The 23,471-nt window shown below is 52.8% G+C and carries 25 protein-coding genes; 9 read left to right on the top strand and 16 right to left on the bottom strand.

Translation table 11 applies throughout. The annotated features are described in order from the left end of the window. Window positions 1-225 precede the first annotated feature (225 nt). On the bottom strand, window positions 226-1,182 hold the full coding sequence (locus HUF18_RS09740) for an alpha/beta fold hydrolase (RefSeq protein ID WP_222428587.1): 957 nt from the start codon (window positions 1,180-1,182) through the stop codon (window positions 226-228). A 70-nt stretch (window positions 1,183-1,252) separates the two neighbouring features. Beyond that, window positions 1,253-2,710, bottom strand: a complete 1,458-nt coding sequence (locus HUF18_RS09735) for a flavin-containing monooxygenase (protein ID WP_145469947.1) — start codon at window positions 2,708-2,710, stop codon at window positions 1,253-1,255. A gap of 144 nt (window positions 2,711-2,854) precedes the next feature. On the opposite strand from HUF18_RS09735, the gene HUF18_RS09730 reads away from it, so the two are divergent. Beyond that, on the top strand, window positions 2,855-3,547 hold the full coding sequence (locus HUF18_RS09730; RefSeq protein ID WP_145469948.1) for a TetR/AcrR family transcriptional regulator: 693 nt from the start codon (window positions 2,855-2,857) through the stop codon (window positions 3,545-3,547). Between the two features lie 46 nt (window positions 3,548-3,593). Here the strand turns inward: HUF18_RS09730 and HUF18_RS09725 are convergent, their stop codons facing one another. From HUF18_RS09725 to HUF18_RS09715, 3 genes are all read right to left on the bottom strand, one after another. Continuing rightward, window positions 3,594-5,249 (bottom strand): GMC family oxidoreductase, encoded by a 1,656-nt coding sequence (locus HUF18_RS09725; protein WP_225692057.1) that lies wholly within the window; start codon window positions 5,247-5,249, stop codon window positions 3,594-3,596. 43 nt (window positions 5,250-5,292) lie between these two features. Beyond that, window positions 5,293-6,114: an SDR family oxidoreductase gene (locus tag HUF18_RS09720; RefSeq protein WP_225692056.1), complete on the bottom strand. Its 822-nt coding sequence runs from the start codon at window positions 6,112-6,114 to the stop codon at window positions 5,293-5,295. A gap of 84 nt (window positions 6,115-6,198) precedes the next feature. Continuing rightward, window positions 6,199-7,182: an NAD-dependent epimerase/dehydratase family protein gene (locus HUF18_RS09715; protein WP_225692055.1), complete on the bottom strand. Its 984-nt coding sequence runs from the start codon at window positions 7,180-7,182 to the stop codon at window positions 6,199-6,201. 256 nt (window positions 7,183-7,438) lie between these two features. On the opposite strand from HUF18_RS09715, the gene HUF18_RS09710 reads away from it, so the two are divergent. Further along, window positions 7,439-8,080 (top strand): TetR/AcrR family transcriptional regulator, encoded by a 642-nt coding sequence (locus HUF18_RS09710; protein WP_225692054.1) that lies wholly within the window; start codon window positions 7,439-7,441, stop codon window positions 8,078-8,080. A gap of 57 nt (window positions 8,081-8,137) precedes the next feature. On the opposite strand, the gene HUF18_RS09705 is transcribed toward HUF18_RS09710, so the two are convergent. Continuing rightward, complete coding sequence (locus HUF18_RS09705; RefSeq protein WP_186435981.1) at window positions 8,138-8,896, bottom strand: Nif3-like dinuclear metal center hexameric protein; 759 nt, start codon at window positions 8,894-8,896, stop codon at window positions 8,138-8,140. 82 nt (window positions 8,897-8,978) lie between these two features. Here HUF18_RS09705 and HUF18_RS09700 point away from each other — a divergent pair, with 82 nt between their 5' ends. Both HUF18_RS09700 and HUF18_RS09695 read left to right on the top strand, forming a co-directional pair. Continuing rightward, window positions 8,979-10,166, top strand: coding sequence for a trypsin-like peptidase domain-containing protein (locus tag HUF18_RS09700; RefSeq protein WP_145469954.1), 1,188 nt, complete (start codon window positions 8,979-8,981; stop codon window positions 10,164-10,166). A 165-nt stretch (window positions 10,167-10,331) separates the two neighbouring features. Next, complete coding sequence (locus tag HUF18_RS09695; protein WP_225692053.1) at window positions 10,332-11,456, top strand: hypothetical protein; 1,125 nt, start codon at window positions 10,332-10,334, stop codon at window positions 11,454-11,456. Between the two features lie 94 nt (window positions 11,457-11,550). On the opposite strand, the gene hisC is transcribed toward HUF18_RS09695, so the two are convergent. The 10 genes from hisC to HUF18_RS09645 all read right to left on the bottom strand — a co-directional run bounded on the left by hisC (window position 11,551) and on the right by HUF18_RS09645 (window position 19,402). Next, window positions 11,551-12,627, bottom strand: coding sequence for a histidinol-phosphate transaminase (gene hisC / locus HUF18_RS09690; RefSeq protein ID WP_225692052.1), 1,077 nt, complete (start codon window positions 12,625-12,627; stop codon window positions 11,551-11,553). A gap of 5 nt (window positions 12,628-12,632) precedes the next feature. Beyond that, window positions 12,633-13,937 (bottom strand): histidinol dehydrogenase, encoded by a 1,305-nt coding sequence (gene hisD / locus HUF18_RS09685; protein WP_225692051.1) that lies wholly within the window; start codon window positions 13,935-13,937, stop codon window positions 12,633-12,635. A gap of 17 nt (window positions 13,938-13,954) precedes the next feature. After that, on the bottom strand, window positions 13,955-14,605 hold the full coding sequence (gene hisG / locus HUF18_RS09680) for an ATP phosphoribosyltransferase (protein WP_145471023.1): 651 nt from the start codon (window positions 14,603-14,605) through the stop codon (window positions 13,955-13,957). Window positions 14,606-14,655: 50 nt separating this feature from the next. Beyond that, a complete protein-coding gene (gene murA / locus HUF18_RS09675; protein ID WP_225692050.1) occupies window positions 14,656-15,921 on the bottom strand; it encodes a UDP-N-acetylglucosamine 1-carboxyvinyltransferase in 1,266 nt (421 codons plus the stop codon). 11 nt (window positions 15,922-15,932) lie between these two features. Continuing rightward, the gene (locus tag HUF18_RS09670) at window positions 15,933-16,166 is read right to left on the bottom strand and encodes a BolA family protein (protein ID WP_145471025.1); all 234 of its coding nucleotides are present in this window, start codon (window positions 16,164-16,166) and stop codon (window positions 15,933-15,935) included. Between the two features lie 140 nt (window positions 16,167-16,306). Continuing rightward, window positions 16,307-16,612: an STAS domain-containing protein gene (locus HUF18_RS09665; RefSeq protein WP_145471026.1), complete on the bottom strand. Its 306-nt coding sequence runs from the start codon at window positions 16,610-16,612 to the stop codon at window positions 16,307-16,309. Window positions 16,613-16,644: 32 nt separating this feature from the next. Continuing rightward, window positions 16,645-17,304: an MlaC/ttg2D family ABC transporter substrate-binding protein gene (locus HUF18_RS09660; protein ID WP_145471027.1), complete on the bottom strand. Its 660-nt coding sequence runs from the start codon at window positions 17,302-17,304 to the stop codon at window positions 16,645-16,647. A gap of 27 nt (window positions 17,305-17,331) precedes the next feature. Continuing rightward, complete coding sequence (mlaD, locus tag HUF18_RS09655; protein WP_145471028.1) at window positions 17,332-17,793, bottom strand: outer membrane lipid asymmetry maintenance protein MlaD; 462 nt, start codon at window positions 17,791-17,793, stop codon at window positions 17,332-17,334. A gap of 2 nt (window positions 17,794-17,795) precedes the next feature. After that, window positions 17,796-18,590, bottom strand: coding sequence for a lipid asymmetry maintenance ABC transporter permease subunit MlaE (gene mlaE, locus HUF18_RS09650; protein WP_145471029.1), 795 nt, complete (start codon window positions 18,588-18,590; stop codon window positions 17,796-17,798). Further along, window positions 18,590-19,402: an ABC transporter ATP-binding protein gene (locus HUF18_RS09645; protein ID WP_145471030.1), complete on the bottom strand. Its 813-nt coding sequence runs from the start codon at window positions 19,400-19,402 to the stop codon at window positions 18,590-18,592. The genes mlaE and HUF18_RS09645 overlap by 1 nt, the downstream gene beginning before the upstream one ends. Before the next feature lie 185 nt (window positions 19,403-19,587). On the opposite strand from HUF18_RS09645, the gene HUF18_RS09640 reads away from it, so the two are divergent. Genes HUF18_RS09640 through lptB form a run of 5 tightly spaced genes read left to right on the top strand, consistent with a single transcriptional unit; the run spans window position 19,588 to window position 23,374 of the window. Further along, window positions 19,588-20,550 carry a calcium/sodium antiporter gene (locus HUF18_RS09640; RefSeq protein WP_225692049.1) on the top strand — a complete coding sequence of 321 codons (963 nt, stop codon included), beginning with the start codon at window positions 19,588-19,590 and terminating at the stop codon, window positions 20,548-20,550. Next, window positions 20,547-21,521 carry a KpsF/GutQ family sugar-phosphate isomerase gene (locus tag HUF18_RS09635; protein WP_225692048.1) on the top strand — a complete coding sequence of 325 codons (975 nt, stop codon included), beginning with the start codon at window positions 20,547-20,549 and terminating at the stop codon, window positions 21,519-21,521. The genes HUF18_RS09640 and HUF18_RS09635 overlap by 4 nt, the downstream gene beginning before the upstream one ends. Then, complete coding sequence (gene lptC / locus HUF18_RS09630) at window positions 21,521-22,084, top strand: LPS export ABC transporter periplasmic protein LptC (RefSeq protein WP_225692047.1); 564 nt, start codon at window positions 21,521-21,523, stop codon at window positions 22,082-22,084. Before HUF18_RS09635 ends, lptC begins: the two co-directional genes overlap by 1 nt. Then, complete coding sequence (gene lptA, locus HUF18_RS09625; RefSeq protein ID WP_225692046.1) at window positions 22,071-22,652, top strand: lipopolysaccharide transport periplasmic protein LptA; 582 nt, start codon at window positions 22,071-22,073, stop codon at window positions 22,650-22,652. The genes lptC and lptA overlap by 14 nt, the downstream gene beginning before the upstream one ends. Next, the gene (gene lptB / locus HUF18_RS09620; RefSeq protein WP_145471035.1) at window positions 22,649-23,374 is read left to right on the top strand and encodes an LPS export ABC transporter ATP-binding protein; all 726 of its coding nucleotides are present in this window, start codon (window positions 22,649-22,651) and stop codon (window positions 23,372-23,374) included. The genes lptA and lptB overlap by 4 nt, the downstream gene beginning before the upstream one ends. The last annotated feature ends 97 nt before the right edge of the window (window positions 23,375-23,471 follow it).

Here is a 23,471-nt window from a genome sequence, read left to right as displayed (position 1 = left end):
TGTGACAACAACGCTGCAGGTATGTAATCCGTCGGACGGGCGCATTGTCTCAGGGTAAGACCAATTGGCGGGAAACGACGCTGCAGAACAGGCGGGAGCTAGGCCCCTGACGCACCAATTCAGGGCGCACGCAGCTACAGCACTGCCTTGTAACAAGGCAAAAAAAACGCCGTCCGGAAACCGGGCGGCGCTTTGTGTTTGAACAGCAGGGCTTATTCGGGAGCCTTATTCGGCAGCGATCTGAGCCGGCACCTGCTGCAGGAAGTCACGGTACAGATCCGCGGCTTCAGACGCGACTTCCACCATCGGCATATGACCGATGCCATTAAAGATATGTGTCTTCAGCTGAGGAACGCCCGCTTCCCACACCGATACCGAGCTCACATGCAGTAAGCGGTCTTTATCACCCCACCAGAGCATGGCCGGTGCTTTCAGGTCAGCCAGTTTTTCTTCGAGGTAATCGCTGGAATGGAAATCGGCGAAGATTTTTTCCAGCTCGCTGCGGCGCTCAATGTATTTATCCGACATGGCTTCCAGCACCATTCCCGGCAGGAATGGCGGCTGCGCCATGGTCATGGCATAGAAGCTGTCGAACTCTGCACGGTTATGAATCAGGAAAGGATTGTGGCCCTGATTCAGCATTTTGAACATATCGCTCGGCTCCGGCGACATAACCCCGGCCGGGTCAACCATAGTGGCCGACAGCGTCCGTTCCGGATAAGCAATGGCGAAGGTGGCGGTTAAAAAGCCCCCCATCGAATTACCGATAACATGTGCCTGAGCGATATCCAGTTTATCCAGCAACGCCGCCAGACGTTTGGCCTGAGCCGGCATGCTGTAATCCCAGCTGGCATCAAAACCGGTATCACCATGACCGGCCATATCCGGAATAATCACCCGATAGTCGTCGACAAAATGCTTGGCAAAACGTGGCCATACATCTTTATCGGCACTGTAACCGTGCAGCATCACGATCACCGGTTTGCCCGGATTGCTGTTGCTGTACAGTGCCAGTTCCATATCGCCGATATCCACCGCGCTTTGCTCAAAACCATAAGCAGAGGCTTCGAGATCGGTGACGTTAGCATACAGCCAGTGGCCGACCCGGCCGTAGGCACCGTTAAGCATACCGACCACCAGAGCCAGCACCAGCGGCAGAATTAACAGACTGATTTTTTTCATAACCTTACCTTGTCTATTTTATTGTTATCGCGTTTTTATACCCGCACAGCCCTGCACTTAACAGGTTCGATCAGGCAAAGTCGTGATCTTTGACGCGGAAGTTTTTAGTCCAGCGACGGAAGGTAAAACTGAAGCCCGGAAACATCGCAATCACCTTACCGCTTTTGCTCTTATACCAGCTGTTACAGCCGCCCTGCTGCCAGACGGTTTTGGCCATCTCGGCATGGATATGGCGGGTGTAGCTGTCTTCGGCACTGGCTTTTACTTCGATCAGATTTTTCTGCCGGCGGCCGACTTCCTCGATCGCCTTCATGATGTAATTCATCTGCGCTTCGATAATAAAAATCGCCGAGGTATGACCAATACCGGTATTCGGGCCGGTAACAATAAACAGGTTAGGGAAACCCGGTGCCGATGTACCTAAATAGGCGCGCGGAAAATCCGCCCAGACATCCGCCAGCGTCTGCTGGTTACGACCGATAACCGGATAAGAGATTACGCCATCGGTGGCGTCATAACCGGTGGAATAAATGATCAGATCCAGATCCACCTGATCGCCATGGCTGGTTTTAATGCCGCTCTCATTAATTTCACCAATGCCATCGGTTTTATCGTGCAGGGTAACGTTGTCGCGGCAATAAGCCGGGTACAGCGTGTCGGATAAAATGACGCGCTTACAGCCGATGGTAAAATCCGGCGTGACTTTCTGCTGCAGAACCGGGTCTTTAATCTGCTTTTTAATATGCGCACGGGCTTTACGGCCTGCCAGCAATTCCAGCATCAGGGAAGAGTATTTAAAGCCGATTACGCGGCTTTCCAACCCCCAGTAAATGGCTTCGCGCAGGGCGCGGTAAATACCACGGTTGCGCAGCAACTTACGCTGCCAGTTTTTAAACACATAATCCGGACGCGGCAACACCCAGTGCGGCGTGCGCTGAAAGATATGCAGATGAGCAACATCGGCCGCTATGGCAGGAATAATCTGTGCGGCGCTGGCACCGCTGCCGATAATCGCGACCCGTTTACCTTTATAGTCGTAATCATGATCCCAGTTATTGGTGTGGAAAGCTTTTCCTTTAAAGCTGTCACGGCCTTTAAACTCCGGAATCACCGGGGTACTTAATGGCCCGGAGGCATTGATAACAAAACGTGCCTGCAGCACGCCTTTACCATCGACATGCACGTGCCAGCGCTGATCAGCTTCGTGCCATTCAATTTTTTCAACATTGGCGTGGGTGAGGGTCTTTTCCCGCAGGCTGTGTTTATCAATCACATGATTCGTGTACTGCTGCAGTTCGTGCTGTTCGGCAAACATCTGCGACCAGTCATACGGCTCGGACTCAATGGAATACAGCGGCGACTGCACATCCACCGCAGCACCGGGATAGGTATTCTGTGCCCAGGTACCGCCCATAAATTCACGCCGCTCGAGAATAATAAAATCGTCAATGCCACGTTTTTTAAGATTGATGGCGGCACACTGACCACCAAAGCCACTGCCGATAATGATCACACCATAACTGGACATACGGACCTCTTCGCCCGGCACCGGCCGGAAATTTTATTGTTATATTGCACACGCCAGTAAATCTGACGACAGATGTCATCACTTTACTTCTGAGGACACTTGTCGTCAAATTGCTATACGAGTCATTTCCGGACAATTTTTCCGATGGGTAAATCCACCGCCAGCAACGGCGATAACACCACAAGCGATACTCCGGCAGCCAGAACAGGCGGACGCACCTATGGCGGCCAGAGCCAGCAGCAACGCAAAGCCCAGCGGCGCCAGCAGTTTCTGCAGGCCGGGCTTGAGGTGTTCGGTACCGAAGGCTTCCGCAATGCCACCGTGCGTGGCCTGTGCCGTCAGGCGCAGCTGACCGACCGTTACTTTTACAGCGAATTCGGTAATCTCGAAGGCCTGCTGCAGGCGGTATACGGCCAGTGCATGGACAGCATCAAACAGCAGCTGTTTAACGCTTTCTCTCAGGCGCAGCCCGGCGGGCAGATTGAAGTGCTGGCACAACAAGGACTGGCGGCCTTTTTCAGTGCCATGCAGGACGCCCGTGTCGCACGGGTCTGTATGCTGGAGCTGGAAGGCGTCAGTGCAGCGACCGACCGTTTCTATCACGGCTATATGCAGGATTTTGCCAATATGGTGATGACACTGGCGCGTACCGTACACCCGCACTGGCAACTCAGTGATGACGAGTATGCACTGCTGGGAATGGGCTTTATCGGCGCCATGCGTCAGGTAACTACCTACTGGCTGCAGAGCGGTTGCAGTGCCTCGCAGCAGACACTGGTCAGCACCGGTATGCGCATGATTATGGGACTGGTGCGGCAAATAGAAAGCGAGCAATAAATTTATCCGGCTGCGGATAAAACCGGAACATTTCTGAATGATTGCATCAAGCCGGCTCCTGCACTGAATATTCAGCTCCCGTGGGTTGCGCGCTACGCCTGAGAATAAAATCAGCTCCCTTTTCAGCAATCATAACGGTCGGTGCGTGAATATTGCTTCCCGTAATCGAGGGCATTATTGATGAATCAATAACCCGCAGGCCAGTAACACCATGCACTCTCAACTCCGGATCAACAACACCTCCATCCGCCAGAGCAGCCATTTTGCAGGAGCCGGCCGTGTGGTACACGGTTTCAACATGAGAGCGGATATAGTCACGTATTTCGTCATCCGTCTGAACAGAGATCCCTGGCGCTTCCTCCTTGCCTTTATAGGCCCTGAAAGCGGGCTGTTCCATAATCCGGCGGGCGATTTTCACACCATTCACCAATGCATTCAGCTCCGTGTTATCAGCAAAATAATTGGCTTCAATTTTTGCTTTGCTTAAAGGATTATTATCCCTCAACAACACCCGCCCGCGGCTTTTCGGGCGGAGATGACAAACGTGCAACACATAACCCGCCTTCATCGGCAGCATCAGATCCCGTCCATGAGGACTCATCCTCACGGCGGCAAACTGCAGCTGCAAATCAGGCAACGGCTGATGCTCATCCGATTTAATAAATCCACCACAATCGGTCGGGGTAAATAACAGCGGCGTGGTACGATTCAGATAACGCCCGACAAATGCCCAGAACGACTTACTCCAGGGAGCCATTACGAGTGTCCCATCGTTAGCCGTCTGATAGCGCAACAGAATATCCGGATGATCCTGCAGGTTTTCACCGACGCCAGGAAGATCTTTAATAACTCTGATGCCATGCTTTTCAAGCTCAGCAGATGGCCCGATACCTGATAGCTTCAGTATTTGTGGTGAATTAATAACACCCGCAGAGATAATGACCTCTCTGGCCAATAACGATTCTCTTATTCCCTTTCTGGCATTGTAAATTTCAACACCACATGCGGCTGGCGATTCCCCACGTTCATCAAATAAAACCCTGGTAACATGCGTTTTCTTAAGGATGACCAGATTTGATCTGTTTTCCACAGGATCGAGAAATGATGTGGAGGAATTGGCACGTTTCCCCTCCGGGGTCTGCGTTACCTGAAAATAACCACAGCCTTCCTGTTCTGCACCATTGAAATCACCTGTCGTTCTGAACCCGGCCTCTGCGCAGGCATCAATAAATGCATCGCAAACCGGAAGATGATAATTTGTATCAGAGACATCCATTTCACCATCGACACCATGAAACCCGTCTCCCCCTCTGATCTGTCGCTCTGATTTTTTAAAATATGGCAGAACAGACTCATAGCCCCAGCCAGGATTCCCCTGCTCTTCCCAGCCATCATAGTCGCAGGGATGTCCTCGCGTATAAATCATTGCATTGATTGAGCTTGATCCTCCCATAACCTTACCGCGGGGCCAGAAATATGACCGCTGAGAATTATTGTCATCCTGTTCAGTTTTATAAAGCCAGTTATATTTACCGCTATTCATCAGAACCAGCATATTGAAAGGATTACAGTCTCTGATCCAGTAGCTTTTATCGGTATCGCCCGCCTCAATCAGGCAGACCCGGTTATTTTTATCTTCAGATAAGCGATTTGCCAGCACACAGCCTGCAGATCCTGCGCCTACAATAATGTAATCAAACATATCCGGTACCGTTATTTCACTAATGTGGAAAGATGAAAAAAGATCAGAACCTGTCCTGCCTGAGACTTCTTTTTCTCTGAGCACTACGCCCTTTATGTTTTAAATATCGTTCAATCCAGCTAAAGCGCTCAGGAAAGATATTGGCTACCTTAGCCATAAAGACCCTGCCTTTCGGCATACCATATTCAAGTTTTTTCTTATGGACAAAATGATGCAATATGGCATCAGAAACATCATTAACAGAAAGAACATTCCCACCCGAAAAAGTCAAAGCCGCTGAAGCAGCATTCTCCTGTTTCTTTAACATCGGTGTTTCAATTGCATCAGGGCAAAGAACACTCACACGAATACCCAATGGCCTTACTTCTTTTGCAAGAGCAATACTGAATGCTCTTACCGCAAATTTTGAAGCACTATAAAGAGCCAGACCAGGTACAGGAGAAAGCGCTGCGGTTGATGCAATGTTAATAATATGCCCTGATCGTTGCTGAATCATTTGCCGTACCAATAACCGGCAACCAAGCATTAAACCTTTTACATTCGTATCTATATGCCGGTGTATTTCTTCTTCATCCTGCTCATAAACCCGACCAGCCTGAAGGTAACCGGACACATTCAGCAATATATCGATACTCTTCCACTTACTCAGCACCCCGGAGACAGCATCAGACCAATCAGCTCCTGACGTTACATCCAGCCGGAGTAAGAGCAGGTTATTTGAAGGCCATTTTTCTTCTTCAGCTTTCTGGCGAAGAAGATCCATATTCCTGGCAGATGCGGCCACTCGGTATCCTTTAGCCAGAAATACACCGACCAGATGCATACCAAGGCCGCTTGAAGATCCTGTTATCAATACAACGTTCACACAGCACCCTTTTAGTATATTTAAGAACGGCCTGGCAGTGCATGGCAGGCTGTAAACCGCTGAGGGCGATTTTGCTAAGGAAACTTATAAAACCCCACGGTTTTCTTTCAGCCAAGCTTCTGTTCTTGCCATTCCTTCGGTAAGAGATACCACAGGTACGTAACCAAGCATGTCTCTGGCTTTATCAATGGAATAGGTGGCCTTTCTTGACAGCATCGCCAGAGAACTCCGGTCTATTTCAGTATTGGCATTTAATACCGTATTAAAAATAAACGACCCGACACTGGTTATACCTTCGGCGACACGTGTGGGTAAGCAGACTGGCCCGGTGTTTTTCCCAAGCCATTTGTAATGATTGTTAAAAAATTCTCTGCATTCTATGCCTGCACCATCGGTTATATTGAAAATCTGGCCTTTACCACTTTCTTTTTCAGCAGCCAGAACAATACCATCCACCAGATTATCAATATAAACAGGGCTGAATATCCCTCTGCCCATGGCTGGTAAAACAAATTGCTTTTTACTGATCATCGTCAGAGGAATCAGAACCCAAGGTCTGGACCCCGGACCATAGACATCTCCCGGACGAATTATCGTTGTGCAGATATCCCCTGCGGCATGAGCCGCCAGAAAGCCGTGTTCGCTCGCTGCTTTGGCATCACAATATGAAGATCCACTCAGAACCGAGATACTGCAGTTTTCATCCTGATCAGCATCAAAGTTCAGTCCATATGCTGCAATTGAGGAAATATGAACAACGCGTGCAATATGATGTTTTTTTGCAGCAGCAACCACCTGCTTCACACTGCCAACACTCACCTTCTGATACATGTCCGCTGATGCCGTATTTGAAACGACAGCGGCTGTATGAAAAATGATGTCGCAACCTTTTGCATGTTCCTGCCATTCTCCGGCATTGGAAACATCACCGCGCACAACGTTGCGGGAAGGATCGGCCGCAATATCGACGCCACAGATATCAATGCCTTTCTGTTTGTAACGCTCCATGATTGCCCGGCCAATAAAGCCATTGGCTCCGGTTACAAATATTTTTTTTATTTTATGCACGCCTGAACCCTTTCTGAGATTTACGGATAATCAGATAAATGCGGCCTCATCAGACAGATGAGGTTTCGCAGCAGACCATCACCATTCTCTCTGCCCACACAGCGGATCAATACAAGCGGAGAGGTATTCATTATTTTTATCTTCTTGCTATGCCTGCTGACGGTTTATCCCAACCACCGTAAGGGAGTAAACTGACAACATTGGTAGTCAGATTAAATCTGACTACACGCGTTGTCAAATGTAAAAAGGGAACCAAGTGAGTAGTTCATCATCCCCAATGCTGGGTAAGAAATATGCCGGGTGTTCTTCGGAGGAGCGCCAGAAGCTGAGGCAGCAACAGATCATCGCCGCTGGCATCCGTTTATTTGGCAGCCAGGGCTTCCATAACAGCAGTGTCAGAGCAATCTGTAGCGAAGCAGGCCTGACCAGCCGTTACTTCTACGAATCCTTCGAAAGCACCGAGGCACTGCTGATTGCCTGCTATCAGCAACTGATGTCGGGCTTCCGGAAAGAACTCCTGCAGACGCTGAAAGAAAGCACTGACATTAACGATTTTATAAATAAGGGGCTGTACTGTTTTTACCGGGAAGTCAGCAACCCGGCCTTTGCACAGATTACAATGCTGGAGGTTCTGGGAATCAGTGACAGTGTGGATGCAATTCATATGAACCAGACCCGGTCTTTCGGCCTGCTGATGATAGACACTCTGGCGACGTCCCGGTTTCCGGCCAGTATGCCCAGAGCCAGACTGGAAGCGCTGGGGTACTCTGTTTGCGGGGCAATGGCCTTCAGCGCTATCGACTGGATGAAAAGCGGGTATAAGTTATCTATCGATGATGTTGTAGCAAACAGCAGGATGATTTTATCCGGCGTGGTCGGACAGCTGGGAGCTCTTTAAGGCTTTCCAGTGCCGGCAACGCTCAGCCCTTACCACCAGCTACGGCAAGCCGCAGTCTTACACCGGATTGTCGATATCGACGAACTCCACATTCAGACCAAACTCATCCGCCAGATATTCCCCCAGCGCTTTGGCGCCGTAACGCTCGGTTGCGTGATGGCCAGCGCTGAAAAAGTGGGTGCCGGTTTCACGCGCCAGATGCACCGCCGGTTCATTGATTTCACCGGTTAAATAGGCATCGACGCCGGCATTAACGGCCACCTGCAAATAACCCTGAGCGCCACCGGTGCACCAGCCAATGGTTTCGATGGTGTCGGTTTCTTCGCCGATGTGCAGGGGCTCGCGCTGCAGGCATTCACCCAGCCAGGCGCTGAATTCTTTGCCGCTCATTGGCCGGGGTAAACGCCCGATATGGCCCGGAATGCTGGGGTCGTCTTCACTCAGCGGGCCATCAATCTGCAGTCCAAGAACATCGGCCAGCTGCACGTTATTGCCGTAAACCGGATGACCGTCGAGGGGCAGATGATAGGCAATCAGGTTGATGTCATTAACCAGCAACGCTTTCAGACGCTCACGTTTAATGCCGGTAATACGCTCATCTTCTCCTTTCCAGAAATAACCATGGTGCACCAGAATCGTATCAGCACCACGCTCAATAGCGGCATCGATTAACGCCTGACTGGCGGTAACACCGGTAACGATATGGCTGATATGTTCACGCCCTGCCACCTGCAGACCATTAGGGCAATAATCGCGAAAGCGCTCTGTTTGTAAGAGTGAGTCAAGGTGCTTCAGTAATTGGCGGCGCTCAACCATGATATGGCCCTCATTTATATTCTGATAAAATGCCGGTTTATAGTGTCAGCCCAGTTTATGGGTTACGGGGGATTCACAGCAAATGCGTTCTGCTCAGTTCATTGTGAATACACTGGTCATACCGGTTCTGGTTGGTCTGGTTGTCGCCTTTGCCGTCCTGCTCTGGGCGCCGGATCTGGTTACACCAGCCACTCCCAAAGCCCCGGCGGTAACCTATGCCCCGCTTGCCGGAATCGGTCCGATGCCGGAGCAAAACGCCACCGGCAACAGCATCACCCAGAGCGGCCCGGTCAGCTATGCCGATGCCGTTGACCGGGCAGCACCAGCGGTGGTGAATATTTTTACCCGCAAACTGGTACGGCGCAAAACCCATCCGCTGTTTGATGATCCTTTTTTCCAGCGTTTTTTCCGCACCAATCCTGAACCCAGCGAACGTATGCAATCCAGTTTGGGCTCGGGTGTCATTATGTCGCCTGACGGCTATGTGCTGACCAACAATCATGTGATTCATGGTGCCGACCAGATTGTGGTCGCCCTGCACGATGGCCGTGAGGTTAATGCCACCGTGGTCGGCACCGACCCCGAAGCCGACCTCGCTGTACTGAAAATTGAGCTGGAAAATCTGCCACAGATTCAGGTCGCCCACGACAGTCAGCTGCGCATCGGTGATGTGGTACTCGCCATCGGTAACCCCTTTGGCGTTGGTCAGACGGTAACCCTCGGCATCGTTTCCGCCACCGGCCGTAACCAGCTGGGATTAAACACCTACGAAGATTATATCCAGACCGACGCTGCCATTAACCCCGGTAATTCCGGCGGCGCCCTGATTAATGCTCATGGCGAGCTGGTCGGCTTAAATACCGCCATTTTCTCCAAATCCGGCGGCAGTCAGGGCATTGGCTTTGCCATTCCTGCTGAAGTGGCCAGCCGCACCCTGACCGATATTGCTACCCACGGCACCACGATTCGTGGCTGGCTCGGCATTGAGGTGCAGGAATCCACGCCGCAACTGCTCACCGCCCTCAGTCTGCCACAGGCGTTAACCGGCCTGATCGTTACCGGTATTTATCCCGACGGGCCTGCTGATCAGGCGAAACTCGCCATCGGCGATATTCTGGTACGGATTAATAATCAGGATGCTGCCAACGCCCGCAGTGCCATGAACCAGATTGCTGCGTTGCGCCCGGGTGATGGCATTGACCTGGAATTTATCCGCGCCGGACAAAAAATGCAGACCCACGCTATTGCCGGCCAACGTAAGGCACATTAATAAAGCACATCAGTAACGCCCCCTGGAGAAAGCATCTGCCAATCCGCGCCATTGCCACGGCATTGCATAGGATTTCGGCTGTGGCGGAGTTACACTGGCACGCACGCGGCGAATAACATCAGCGCCGCAGAAACAACAGGAATTCAACGATAAAAGGAACTTATCATGCGAGCCATCGCACCCGGTTTACGCCGATCTTCTGCTCTGCTGTTGGGCTGTACTCTATTAACCCTCAGCGCCTGCACCAAAACGCCGGACCTGCCTTTAGGACAGGAACTGCCGGTTAAAGGTGAAGAAGTATTATTCAAAGACATCAGCACCCTGCTCACCGACCACCTGAAAGAACAATACGCCAGCGACAATATCCTGCGTGACACCCATCCCAAAGATAACGGCTGTATCCGTGGCAACCTGGTTGTTAACGAACAGATTGATGAGCGCTACCGTCATGGCATTTTTCAGCCGGCCGCCAGCTACCCTCTATGGATGCGTTTTTCCAACTCGGTGGAAGAAATTACCAGCGATAAAGAAAAAGACTTCCGCGGTCTGGCGCTGAAACTGACTCAGGTTGAAGGCAACCGCTTGCCGTTACCCGGCGATGAGCAACACAGCCAGGACTTTTTATTCCTGGGCCACGATGCTTTCTTTGCCGCCAACCCTCAGCAGTTTTTTGATTTTTTTGATGCCAACTTTAATGGCAAGCGCCTGAGCTTTTTACTGACCCATCCGCGCGGCGCCTGGAATATTCTGCGCGGCGCCAAGGTCTACAATAATCCGCTGAATGTTAAATGGAACAGCGTAACGCCCTATGCCCTGGGCCTGCCACTGGAAGGCAGCGATGGCGTACAGACTTACCCAACGGTCGTGCGCTATGCGCTGCGTACCTGCTCCGATAATCCGGGCCAGATGACCGACTCCGATGATTACCTTGCAGAAAACCTTGCTGAGCAGCTGAGCAAAGGCAGCGCCTGTCTCGACTTTTTAATTCAGCTGCAAAAAGACCCCAAGGATAATCCGACCGAAAACGCCCTGATCAGCTGGGATGAAGATGACTCGCCCTTTATTCCACTGGCGCGGATTAATATTCCACCACAGAGTTTTACCTCAGAGGCGCAAAAACAATTCTGCGAAAATATCTCCTTTAACCCGTGGCACAGCCTGGAAGAACACCGCCCTATTGGCGGCATTAACCGTGCCCGCCGGGTCGTCATGAAAGATATTTCCGACTTCCGTTTACAGGCTAATGGCGTTGAACGCTTTGAGCCGACCGGGCATGAGGTGTTTGAATAGCACCTGTAAATGCGGGGATAAAAAAACGGGCGTTAAAGCCCGTTTTTTTATGCCTGTTTTTTATGCTGGCTTGTCTAAGTTCAGCCGGCTTAAATTACAGTGCTTTCAGCGCATCCAGCAGAATCTGGTTCTGCTCGTCCGTGCCGATGGTAATACGCAGGAACTGGGCAATACGTGGCGTTTTAAAATGACGCACGATAATGCCCTGCTCACGCAGCGCCGCAGCCAGTTCTCCGGCATCTTTTTGCGGATGACGGGCAAAGACAAAGTTCGCTGCCGACGGCAGTACGTCAAAACCCAGCTGCTCAAGACCGGCAACAACGGTGTTGCGGCTGTCGATCACACGCTGACAGGTATCGTCAAAATATTCACGGTCATCAAAGGCTGCGGCCGCACCGGCAATGGCCATGCGATCCAGCGGATAGGAGTTAAAGCTGTTTTTAATACGCTCTAACGCTTCGATTAAATCCGGGTGGCCGACGGCAATACCCACACGCAGACCGGCCAGCGAACGTGACTTGGACAGCGTTTGTGTGACCAGCAGGTTCGGATACTGGTTGACCAGCGCAATAGCCGTTTCACCACCGAAGTCGATATAGGCTTCGTCGACCAGCACCACAGTTTCGGTGTTTTGCTTAAGCAGCTGTTCAATCGCGGCTAATGGCAGCAGACATCCTGTGGGCGCATTCGGATTGGGGAAAATAATACCGCCGATTTTCCCTTTATTGGCTCCCGCATTTTCACGGGTGTAATCAGCAATATTAATCTGAAAGTTTTCATCCAGCGGAATCTGTTTTGGCTCAATGCCGTACAGACCGCAGTACACAGGATAAAAGCTGTAGGTAATATCCGGAAATAACAGCGGCTTGCCGTGCTGGAATAAACCATGAAAGGCATGGGCCAGCACTTCATCAGAACCGTTACCAACAAATACCTGCGCCGTGCTGAGGCCGTAATATTCGGCAACCGCCTGCTTAAGACGGTCACCGTTCGGGTCCGGGTACAGACGCAGATCGTCATTCACTTCCGCCTGCATCGCCGCAATCGCCTTGGGCGACGGGCCGTACGGGTTTTCGTTGGTATTGAGCTTCACCAGCCGCGTCATTTTCGGCTGTTCACCCGGTACATAAGGCACCAGGTCTTTTACAAACGGGCTCCAGAACTGACTCATTGATATCAGTCCTTAATACGGTATTCAGCCGAGCGGGCGTGAGCGGTGAGGAATTCACCACGGGCCAGCACAGAGGCGGTTTTACCCAGTTCAGAGGCGCCATCGGCCGAGCACATAATCAGCGACGAACGCTTCTGGAAGTCGTACACACCCAGAGGTGATGAGAAACGCGCGGTGCCGGAGGTCGGCAATACGTGGTTCGGCCCGGCACAGTAATCGCCCAGCGCTTCTGCGGTGTAACGACCCATAAAGATGGCACCGGCATGACGGATGGTTGGCAGCCAGGCTTGCGGATCTTCTACCGACAATTCCAGGTGCTCCGGCGCAATGCGGTTGATGATGGCAATCGCATCAGCATCACTTTGTGCATGAATCAGGGCGCCACGCTCAGTCAGCGAGGTACGGATAATCTCGGCGCGTTCCATGGTTGGCAACAGCTTGTCGATGGAGGCTTTAACAGCATCGAGGAAGTCAGCATCGGTCGACACCAGAATCGATTGCGCGTCTTCATCGTGTTCCGCCTGGGAGAACAGATCCATAGCAATCCAGTCCGGATCGGTCTTGCCATCGCAGACCACCAGAATTTCGGACGGACCGGCGATCATATCGATACCAACCTGGCCAAACACCATACGTTTGGCCGTCGCCACATAGATATTGCCCGGGCCAACGATTTTATCCACACCCGGTACGGTTTCGGTACCGTACGCCAGCGCGGCAACCGCCTGCGCGCCACCCACGGTAAATACGCGGCTGACACCGGCTGCCGCTGCAGCAGCCAGCACCAGCTGGTTCAGTTCACCATCCGGGGTTGGCACCACCATGATGATTTCCTGTACACCGGCAACGTGGGCCGGAATAGCATTCATCAGCACAGACGACGGATACGCCGCTTTACCACCGGGAACGTAGATACCGACGCGATCCATCGGTGTTACTTTCTGGCCTAAAAGAGTACCGTCAGCTTCGGTATAGTCCCAGGAATCCTGTTTTTGCTTTTCGTGGTAAGCACGCACACGCTCAGCAGCCAGCAATAATGCAGTGCGGCGTTCGGCCGGTAATTCATCGAGGGCTTTCTGCAGCTGCTCCTGATTAAGTTCCAGCTGCGCCATCGAGGACACATTCATACGGTCGAATTTATTGGTGTATTCAATCAGTGCCGCATCGCCGCGGGTACGGATATCAAACACGATGTCAGATACGGTTTTCTGCACCTGAGCATCAGACACAGCTTCCCATGCCAGCAGAGTATCCATCTGCTGCGCATAGTCCGGCTGAGCAGAACTGAAACGGCGGATTTCGATAGTCATGGTATTACTCCGGAAAATTAAGCCTTGGCCTGGCGCTGGCGTTCTACTGCCGCCGCCATCTGATCAATGATGGGCTGAATCTGCGCATGCTTTACTTTCATTGCCGCGCGTCCTGCCACTAAACGTGAGCTGATCGGGGCAATTAAGTCGCGCGCTTCCAGACCATTGGCCTTCAGGGTATTTCCGGTATCGACGATATCCACAATCATATCGGCCAGGCCCATGATCGGAGCCAGCTCCATACCACCATAGAGTTTGATGATGTCCACCTGGCGACCCTGCTCGGCAAAGTAACGCTTGGCGGTATTCACAAACTTGGTGGCCACTTTCAGACGGCCCTGTGGCATCACGGCATCTTTAATTGCCGCCGTCATCAGACGGCAGGTGGCAATGTTCAGATCCAGCGGCTCGCACAGGTTGTTGCTGTCGTATTCCATCAGCACATCTTTACCGGCCACACCCAGATCGGCGGCGCCGTATTCCACGTAGGTGGGTACGTCGGTGGCACGGATCACCACCAGCTTGATATGGTCATGGTTGGTATCAAAAATCAGCTTGCGACTCTTATGAATGTCTTCTGCCGGATGGATACCGGCTTCCGCCAGCAGGGGCAAAGTGTCATCCAGAATGCGCCCTTTCGACAGGGCAATGGTTAACGGCTGAGTCATCGTGTTGCTGATCCTCTCTTGTCTGTCAGCGATCCGGCAGGGCGTGCGTATCAGGCTGATACGCGACGGATATTAGCGCCCAGTTGCTGGAATTTTTCTTCAATACATTCGTAACCGCGGTCAATGTGATAGATGCGGTTTACATCGGTCGTACCACTGGCCACCAGTGCAGCAATCACCAGCGAGGCGGATGCGCGAAGGTCGGTTGCCATCACCGGAGCCCCCTGCAGGGTTGCACGGCCGGTCACAATGGCGGTATTGCCTTCAACATGAATATCCGCACCCATACGCACCAGTTCCTGGGCGTGCATAAAGCGGTTTTCAAAGACGGTTTCAATCACGGTACCCGTGCCTTCAGCCACCGCATTCAGCACCATAAACTGGGCCTGCATATCGGTTGGGAACGCAGGGTGCGGCGCGGTGCGGATATTCACCGCTTTCGGCCGCTTGCCGTGCATGTTCAGCTCAATCCAGTCCGGGCCGGTGGTGATTTCAGCACCGGCTTCTTCGAGCTTATGCAGTACCGCTTCCATAATTAACGGGTCGGTATCTTTGGTGCGTACCCGGCCACCGGTCACGGCGGCAGCAACCAGATAAGTACCGGTTTCGATACGGTCCGGCAGCACATCGAATGAACAGCCGTAGAGTTTTTCCACGCCTTCAATCACCAGAGTGTCGGAACCGGCACCACTGATTTTCGCGCCCATGGCGTTCAGACAGTTCGCCAGGTCAACCACCTCGGGTTCACGCGCAGCGTTTTCGATGGTAACGGTGCCGTCAGCCAGAACCGCCGCCATCATAATGTTTTCTGTACCGGTTACGGTCACGGTATCGAGGAAGATATTGGCACCATGCAGACGGCCGCCCGGAACGTGGGCTTTGATATAGCCATCCAGCACTTCCACTTCTGCGCCCATGGCTTCCATACCACGCAGGTGCAGATCCACCGGACGCGAACCGATGGCGCAACCGCCAGGCAGTGACACTTCGGCTTCGCCGTAACGTGCCAGCAGCGGACCCAGTACCAGAATCGATGCACGCATGGTGCGCACCAGATCGTATGGGGCAACACAGCTTTTAACGCCGGCACAGTCGGTTTCGACCGACATATCTTCATTAATAGCGACTTCCACGCCCATGCAGCCCAACAGCTCCAGCATGGTGGTGATGTCGTGCAGGTGCGGCAGGTTACCCACCCGCATCACACCTTCGGCCAATAAGGTGGCCGCAAGAATAGGTAACGCTGAGTTTTTAGCGCCGGAGATACGGACATCACCGTCCAGACGCGCTCCACCCACAATTCGTAATTTATCCATAGGGGTTCTTATTATTCGGCTTTTTCAGCAGGCGTATAGGTACGAATGGTGACCGCATGAATACGACCATCCGCAATGTAAGGATTAAGCACACGATAAACAAACTGCTGACGTTTAACGGCATTCAGGCCATCAAACACATCACCAACTGCTTCAACTTCGTATTTGTAGCCGTCACCATCAACGTGCCAGCTCACTTCAGGGGATTCTGTTTGCAGAATTTGCAGAATTTCCGCCGGGGACATACCGCTTCACCACTCAGCTTGGGGGAAAACGCCCAATCATAGCGGATTTATGTGTCGGGGCGAAGTAAATGGCGGCGGCAATATGTAATGAAAAGATGAAAGCGGGTAACAGATCACAGGCAACTGACCTGTATCAGGACTCAGGCCAGCAAGGGCTCAAACAGCGAGTCCAGATCGCTGATGCTGATAATAGGCTTCATGTGTTCGGGCAGATTCTCAATATGCAGATTGATGCCGGCCGCTGTCGCACAGCGCAGCCACTCCAGCAGTAAAGCAACACCGGCACTGGATACTTCATTGACTGCGGCCATATTCAGCGTCCACTGCCCCTTTGCCGCACGGATCAGCTTTTCCCCGTCTGGCAGAACGCTGACCACAGTAGTAGCCAGCAGACTGCCAGCCAGCTCGGCACGGTTATCATCAATACGGGTCAGCGATACGCTCATGGTCGGTCCTCAGTCTCGCTCAGAAACAGGTGTCAGGCACCCGGGGCTTTTTTACGTAACTTACGGCCCTGCTCCTGCAGAGCTTCAATCCAGTCTTCGATGGCGGCGCCGATATTACTATCATTGTCCTGCACCATCTGCTCAAACTGCTCGCCGAACAGTTTGCCCACATTAATACCATTGACGATCACGTTCTGCGCCATCCAGCGACGGTCGCGATGGTGAAAATACATGCTCTGGGTAATGGGAAAGACTTTGCCACTGGGCGTCACAACTTCCAGATCAACCAGCGTATTACGCAACGTATTTTCCACGCCGGTCTTGGGAGGCAGCACACGCACCTCGTAATCATCGAATTCGATCAGGCCGGTGGCATACGAACTGAGCAGACTGCGCTTAAAGGCACTGGCAAAACGCTTACGCTGCTCCAGTGTCGCTTCGCGGTAATAATTTCCCATGATGCGCCGGGTCAGACGCTGGAAGTCGACCATCGGGCCAAGCACATCCTCCAGCTCCCAAAAAAAACGCGCCTTATCACTTTCATAGATAGAGCGGTTTTTATTGATGGAGGCCATCACTTTTTCAGTGGTGCGCTTGACCACTTCATGAGCCTGCTCGGCCAGATCACCGGAATCGGCAGCATGGCCGGCAGAGCCCAGCGTTAACGACAGCAATACCAGCAACCAGCGCATGGCTAACTCCTTTAACCTCTAGATCGTTTAACCTTCTTCGGCCTTATTAAACAGGAAGCGTCCGATCAGTTCTTCCAGTACCAGCGCCGATTGAGTGTCTTCGATCCAGTCACCGGTCTGCAGATATTCATCTTCAGCACCGACCGTCAGACCGATGTATTTTTCACCCAACAGACCCGCAGTCAGAATAGCCGCCGAAGTGTCTTTGGTGAGAGTGCTCATGGATTTGCTGATCTCCATTTCCACCACGGCGGAATACCATTCAGGGTCGAGATACACTTTGGTCACCCGGCCAATGGTGACACCCGACATTGATACCTTGGCGCGCTCAGTCAGACCACCCAGATTCTCGAAACGCGCTTTGATGGTGTAAGTGTCACCGGCATCCTGCAGTGACAGGCCACTGACGCGGAACGCCATCAGCACCAGAGCCACAATACCCATCACCATAAAGGCTCCGACGGTAATTTCGATATAACGCATGCGCATGATTAAACGCCTCCCAGCATGACGGCTGTCAAAACAAAATCCAGTCCCAGCACCGCCAGTGAGGAAATCACCACCGTCTGAGTCGTTGCTTTACCGATACCTTCCGAAGTCGGCACCGAATCATAACCCTGATACACCGCGATCCAGGTCACCACCACACCAAATGCCACCGATTTGATAATGCCCTTGACCACGTCTTCATAAAATTCGACCGACGCCTGCATGTTGCCCCAGTAGGCACCATCGTCGATGCCCAGCATATCCACCGCCACAAAGGCACCGCCCCAGATACCAACGGTAGAAAACAACAGCGCCAGAATCGGCATGGAAATAATGCCGGCCCACAGACGCGGTGTGATCACCCGTTTAAACGGATCGACACCCATCATTTCCATGGCGGATAACTGCTCGGTGGCTTTCATCAGGCCAATTTCGGCGGTTAATGCCGAACCGGCGCGACCGGCAAATAACAAGGCAGTGACCACCGGCCCAAGCTCACGCAGCAGCGTCAGCGACACCATGGTTCCCAGCGCCGCCTCAGAGCCGAAGTCGATCAGAATGTTATAGCCCTGCAGGCCCAGCACCATGCCGACGAAAAAACCGGCGACGACGATAATAATGAGGGAGCGCACACCAACCGAATAAATCTGCTTCAGCAGATCATAAAATCCGGCACTACCCGGCCCACCCCAGAACAGTGAATTTTTCAGCAATAAGGTGCCACGGCCAATAGCTTCGATGGCGGCGGTACCACTGCGGCCAACGGCCTGTAATTGATCCAGTAATTTGCCCAGCATTAATTCACTCCCGCCAGAATATCGCTGCGGTAATCGTCCGCCGGGTAATGGAAAGGCACAGGACCATCCGGTTCACCACGTAAAAACTGGCGGACTTCATCATTACCTTCGTTAATTAATTCTTCCGGTGTGCCAAAACCAATCACGCGGCCATCGGACAACAGACACAGGTAATCAGCAATAGCGCAGGACTCTTCGACATCATGAGACACCAGCAGGCTGGTCAGCCCCAGCGCTTCGTTCAGACCACGGATCAGTTTAACGATCATGCCCATAGAAATCGGATCAAGACCGGTAAAAGGCTCATCGTACATAATAATTTCCGGATCCATGGCAATGGAGCGTGCCAGAGCAACGCGTCTGGCCATGCCGCCGGACAGTTCTGCCGGAGAAAGATTACGCGCACCACGCAGACCAACGGCTTCAAGCTTCATCAGCACCAGGTCGCGGATCATGGATTCAGGTAAATCGGTGTGAACACGCAGCGGAAAGGCCACGTTGTCGAAAACATTAAGGTCGGTAAACAGGGCACCGGTCTGAAACAGCATGCCCATTTTTTTGCGGCGCAGATCAAACAGTTCTTTGCGCGGCAGAGTCGGTACGTTGTGTCCATCCACCATAATAGTGCCGCTGTCCGGTAACAGCTGACCGCCGATAAGACGCAACAGTGTGGTTTTACCGGTTCCGCTTGGCCCCATGATGGCCGTCACTTTGCCACGCGGAAAATCCACATCCATATTGTTATAAATCAGCCGGTCACCACGGCTGAAGCTCATTCCACGAACAGAGACGTAGGGCTGACTGACGGACATGAATGTCGTCCTTTTAACTCGGTACGGATAGTCGGGCTAGCATAGCGGAATGTCCGGGCGGAACCAACGCCTGTAAACTATTGTAATAAGCCCCTCATAAAACGCTGAGTTGCAATTGCGTGCAGAATTACCTTGGGTACAATGACGCGCTGAATTTTCTGCTGATAATTAACTCTGGTGCCCCCATGCTCACAGCTTATGCTGCCGTTATTGCTGGTCTTATTGTTTTGGTATGGAGCGCTGACAAGTTTGTTATTGGCGCCGCTGCTTCTGCCCGCCGCCTGGGCATGTCTCCTTTACTGGTCGGCCTGACCATCGTTGCTATGGGAACCTCCGCGCCGGAGATGTTCGTCTCTGCCGTTGCTTCCCTCGACGGTGCCGGCAATCTGGCCATTGGTAATGCACTCGGCTCCAACATCACCAACATTGCCCTGGTACTGGGTATCACCGCATTGATCAGTCCGATCCCGCTGCAGAAAAAACTGCTGAAAAAAGAGCTGCCGCTGCTTATTCTGATCAGCATTATCGGTGGCCTGACACTGGCCGACCTCGAACTGAATATGACCGACGCCATTATTTTATTTGGCTCCATGGCCGTCGCGTTGTACCTGATGTTTCTTGATACCAGCGAATCCGGCGAAGCCATTGTCGATAAAGACGAAGCCGCCGAAATCGAAAATACCCCTATGCGTACTGCCGTGTTCTGGCTGGTAGCCGGACTGATCGCACTGATGTTCAGTTCCAAACTGCTGGTCTGGGGCGCAACCGAAATTGCCCGCGCCTATGGTGTCAGTGATCTGGTGATCGGCCTGACCATTGTCGCCATCGGCACCAGCCTGCCGGAACTGGCGGCCTCCGTTGCCAGCGCCCTGAAAGGCCACCATGACATTGCCATCGGTAACGTAATCGGCTCCAACATTTTTAACCTGCTGACCGTAATGCCAATCCCGGGTCTGCTGGCAGTAACCGTGGTTGATCCGCTGGCACTGTACCGCGACTATGCCGTGATGATGGCGCTGACCCTCGCCCTGTTGGTTCTGTTTTTAATCAGTTATCGTAAGGGCACTCTCGGACGTTTCGCCGGTCTGTTCCTGACCACCAGCTACGCTGGCTATCTGGTATCTCTGTTTTATATGGCTGACTCATGACCACTGATATGAATTTTGATTTTCTGCAATCCGCCCGCCGTACCATCAAACTGGAACAGGAGGCCATTGCACAGCTGGAAGGTCGTCTTACCGACGATTTCGCCACCGCCTGTCAGCTGGTTCTGAACTGCAAAGGACGTGTTGTTGTTACCGGCATGGGTAAATCCGGCCATATCGGCAATAAAATGGCTGCAACCCTGGCCAGCACCGGCACCCCGGCTTTTTTTGTGCATCCGGGTGAAGCCAGCCATGGCGACATGGGCATGATTCAGCCATCGGATGTGGTTATCGCTCTGTCCAACTCCGGTGAAACCGGTGAAGTTACCAGCCTGCTCCCCCTGCTTAAACGCCTCGGCACTGCGCTGATCAGCATGACCGGTAATCCGGAATCCACCCTCGGCCGTGCCGCCAACGCCCACTTAAATACCGGCGTGAATCAGGAAGCCTGTCCGCTCAATCTGGCACCAACCTCTTCCACCACCTGCGCACTGGTGATGGGTGATGCGCTGGCCGTTGCCCTGCTGGAAGCCCGTGGTTTTACCGCCGAAGATTTTGCCTTCTCTCATCCGGGCGGCTCACTCGGCCGTCGCCTGCTGCTGAAAGTGGAAGACATTATGCACAGTGGCGATCAGATTCCGGTGGTTTCCCCTTCCGCCACGCTGTCTGAAGCCCTGCTGGTTGTAACCTCCAAAGGTCTGGGCATGACCACCGTGCAGGATAACGGCAAGCTGACCGGTATTTTCACCGACGGTGACCTGCGTCGTGCCATTGATCACGGAGTTGATATCCATACCGCTACCATGGCCGATGTGATGACCGTCGGTGGCAAAACCACCACGCCCGGCACTCTGGCTGCTGAAGCGCTGAAGCTGATGGAAGACAACAAAATCAACGCCCTGGTCGTTAAAAATGGCGACGACACGGTTGGCGTCATCAATATGCACGATCTGCTGCGCGCGGGCGTAATCTGATGCGCAAGCGTTATCTGCTGTTACTGCTGACCCTGATCTTTGGTCTGGCTCTGCTGGCAGTGGATCGCTACACCCAGGAGCAGACGCCCCCCCTGAGTGAGCAGCAGAATCATGAACCGGATTACTATGGCGAAGGCCTGTACAACCGCCAGTACGACAGTAATGGCGAATTACAGCAAACCTTTGTTGCAGCACGTTCAACCCATTATCCGCAGACGAAAAGCACCCTTTTTACCGGGCCGCTGCTGATGTCAGACGATGATGACGGCCAGACCTGGCAGGTCAATGCCCGCGAAGGAACACTACAGGATAACGAGCAGTCGCTGCGCCTTGTAGGTCAGGTCGAAATCCGGCCGCTCGATCCGGCCGACGCTGCGGACGATATTCTGATCGAAACCAGCATCCTGACCTACCACAGCCGCCAGCAACTGGCCGAGACTGATCAGCCGGTAACCATTACAAGCCCGCAAACACATATCAATGCAACCGGTATGACACTGGATATCGCGCGTCAGCGCATGGAATTCAAATCACAGGTGGATAGCCGCTATGTTCCGCAATAATCATCGTTTTCTGGCCGGCCTGTTTGTCCTGTGCAGCGCAGCCTCTGCTTATGCCTTACCCGACGACTGGCAGCAGGAAATGGTCATTCTCTCTGACCACGCTGAGCTCGACCGCAAGGCTGGCGTTGTTATTTATGAAGGCAATGTGATTCTGACTCAGGGAACCCTGCGCATCGAATCGGAGCGCCTGCTGATTATCCGCACCGATAACACACTGGAAAAAGCCGTTGCCGAAGGGACAGCGAAAAAACCGGCACGCTATCAGCAACAGATCAATCCGGGAAAACCCCTGACCAAAGCACACGGCCAGCGCATTGATTACTTTGCCCGGCAACGTGAAGTCAACATTCAGGGCAATGCTCAACTGCAGCAGGACGGCAACCTGTTCAGTGGTGAGCGCATCCTCTATGACATGACCAAAGAAACCGTCAGCGCCAGCGGCGGCACCAGTACCTCCGGCCAGACTGGTGGTAATGGCGAAAAACAACGAATCAAAGTCGTGATTCAGCCACAGGCTCCGGCAGAACCTGCCACCGATAACAGCAAGCCAGTACAGGAACAGCCATGAAGACCCTGAAAGCCGAAAACCTGGCGAAAAGCTATAACGGCCGGGAAGTGGTAAAAGATGTATCCATGTCTGTGCAAAGCGGTCAGATCGTTGGCCTGCTGGGACCCAACGGGGCCGGTAAGACCACCTGTTTCTACATGATTGTGAATCTGGTGCAGGCTGACAAAGGCCGCATCAAAATTGACGACGAAGACATCAGTCATCTGCCGATGCACGGCCGGGCGCAGAAAGGCATTGGCTATCTGCCGCAGGAAGCCTCCATTTTCCGCAAATTAAGTGTGGCCGATAATATTCTCGCCATTCTCGAAACCCGCAAAGACCTCAACCGTGCACAGCGTCTGGAAAAACTGGAAGAGCTGCTGAATGAGTTTCATATTCAGCATATCCGCAGCAGTCTGGGCATGGCCTTATCCGGTGGTGAACGACGCCGGGTCGAGATTGCCCGCGCGCTGGCGGCTGAGCCGTCCTTTATTCTGCTTGATGAGCCGTTCGCCGGGGTTGACCCGATTTCTGTAGCTGACATCATGGACATCATCCGACAGCTCAAGGCACGTGGCATCGGCGTACTCATTACCGACCACAACGTAAGGGAAACTCTGGCTATCTGTGAGAAAGCCTATATTGTCGGGGGTGGCCATATCATCGCCGAAGGCACCGCTGAACAGGTATTGGCCAGCGAGCAGGTACGCAAAGTGTACCTGGGTGAGGATTTCCGCCTGTGATGGCAAGCCCTGCTGCAGGGAAGTGGCTGATGATCCAAAGCAAAGGAAGATGCACAAAAGATTCCAAGGTTTACCGCTTGGCGTATAATGCACAGAC

This window comes from Thalassolituus sp. ST750PaO-4 (assembly GCF_020320405.1).
Classification (GTDB): Bacteria; Pseudomonadota; Gammaproteobacteria; order Pseudomonadales; family Oceanobacteraceae; genus Venatoribacter; species Venatoribacter alkanivorans.
The sequence above is the reverse complement of the archived record's forward strand: the minus strand, read 5'-3'. Positions and strand labels throughout refer to the sequence as shown.

What these genes read in the sequence shown, in the direction of transcription:
- HUF18_RS09740 (WP_222428587.1), bottom strand. Translation starts at nt 1,182, where the DNA reads ATGAAAAAAATCAGTCTGTTAATTCTGCCGCTGGTGCTGGCTCTGGTG.
- HUF18_RS09735 (WP_145469947.1), bottom strand. Translation starts at nt 2,710, where the DNA reads ATGTCCAGTTATGGTGTGATCATTATCGGCAGTGGCTTTGGTGGTCAG.
- HUF18_RS09730 (WP_145469948.1), top strand. Translation starts at nt 2,855, where the DNA reads ATGGGTAAATCCACCGCCAGCAACGGCGATAACACCACAAGCGATACT.
- HUF18_RS09725 (WP_225692057.1), bottom strand. Translation starts at nt 5,249, where the DNA reads ATGTTTGATTACATTATTGTAGGCGCAGGATCTGCAGGCTGTGTGCTG.
- HUF18_RS09705 (WP_186435981.1), bottom strand. Translation starts at nt 8,896, where the DNA reads ATGGTTGAGCGCCGCCAATTACTGAAGCACCTTGACTCACTCTTACAA.
- HUF18_RS09700 (WP_145469954.1), top strand. Translation starts at nt 8,979, where the DNA reads ATGCGTTCTGCTCAGTTCATTGTGAATACACTGGTCATACCGGTTCTG.
- HUF18_RS09695 (WP_225692053.1), top strand. Translation starts at nt 10,332, where the DNA reads ATGCGAGCCATCGCACCCGGTTTACGCCGATCTTCTGCTCTGCTGTTG.
- hisC (WP_225692052.1), bottom strand. Translation starts at nt 12,627, where the DNA reads ATGAGTCAGTTCTGGAGCCCGTTTGTAAAAGACCTGGTGCCTTATGTA.
- hisD (WP_225692051.1), bottom strand. Translation starts at nt 13,937, where the DNA reads ATGACTATCGAAATCCGCCGTTTCAGTTCTGCTCAGCCGGACTATGCG.
- hisG (WP_145471023.1), bottom strand. Translation starts at nt 14,605, where the DNA reads ATGACTCAGCCGTTAACCATTGCCCTGTCGAAAGGGCGCATTCTGGAT.
- murA (WP_225692050.1), bottom strand. Translation starts at nt 15,921, where the DNA reads ATGGATAAATTACGAATTGTGGGTGGAGCGCGTCTGGACGGTGATGTC.
- HUF18_RS09670 (WP_145471025.1), bottom strand. Translation starts at nt 16,166, where the DNA reads ATGTCCCCGGCGGAAATTCTGCAAATTCTGCAAACAGAATCCCCTGAA.
- HUF18_RS09665 (WP_145471026.1), bottom strand. Translation starts at nt 16,612, where the DNA reads ATGAGCGTATCGCTGACCCGTATTGATGATAACCGTGCCGAGCTGGCT.
- HUF18_RS09660 (WP_145471027.1), bottom strand. Translation starts at nt 17,304, where the DNA reads ATGCGCTGGTTGCTGGTATTGCTGTCGTTAACGCTGGGCTCTGCCGGC.
- mlaD (WP_145471028.1), bottom strand. Translation starts at nt 17,793, where the DNA reads ATGCGCATGCGTTATATCGAAATTACCGTCGGAGCCTTTATGGTGATG.
- mlaE (WP_145471029.1), bottom strand. Translation starts at nt 18,590, where the DNA reads ATGCTGGGCAAATTACTGGATCAATTACAGGCCGTTGGCCGCAGTGGT.
- HUF18_RS09645 (WP_145471030.1), bottom strand. Translation starts at nt 19,402, where the DNA reads ATGTCCGTCAGTCAGCCCTACGTCTCTGTTCGTGGAATGAGCTTCAGC.
- HUF18_RS09640 (WP_225692049.1), top strand. Translation starts at nt 19,588, where the DNA reads ATGCTCACAGCTTATGCTGCCGTTATTGCTGGTCTTATTGTTTTGGTA.
- HUF18_RS09635 (WP_225692048.1), top strand. Translation starts at nt 20,547, where the DNA reads ATGACCACTGATATGAATTTTGATTTTCTGCAATCCGCCCGCCGTACC.
- lptC (WP_225692047.1), top strand. Translation starts at nt 21,521, where the DNA reads ATGCGCAAGCGTTATCTGCTGTTACTGCTGACCCTGATCTTTGGTCTG.
- lptA (WP_225692046.1), top strand. Translation starts at nt 22,071, where the DNA reads ATGTTCCGCAATAATCATCGTTTTCTGGCCGGCCTGTTTGTCCTGTGC.
- lptB (WP_145471035.1), top strand. Translation starts at nt 22,649, where the DNA reads ATGAAGACCCTGAAAGCCGAAAACCTGGCGAAAAGCTATAACGGCCGG.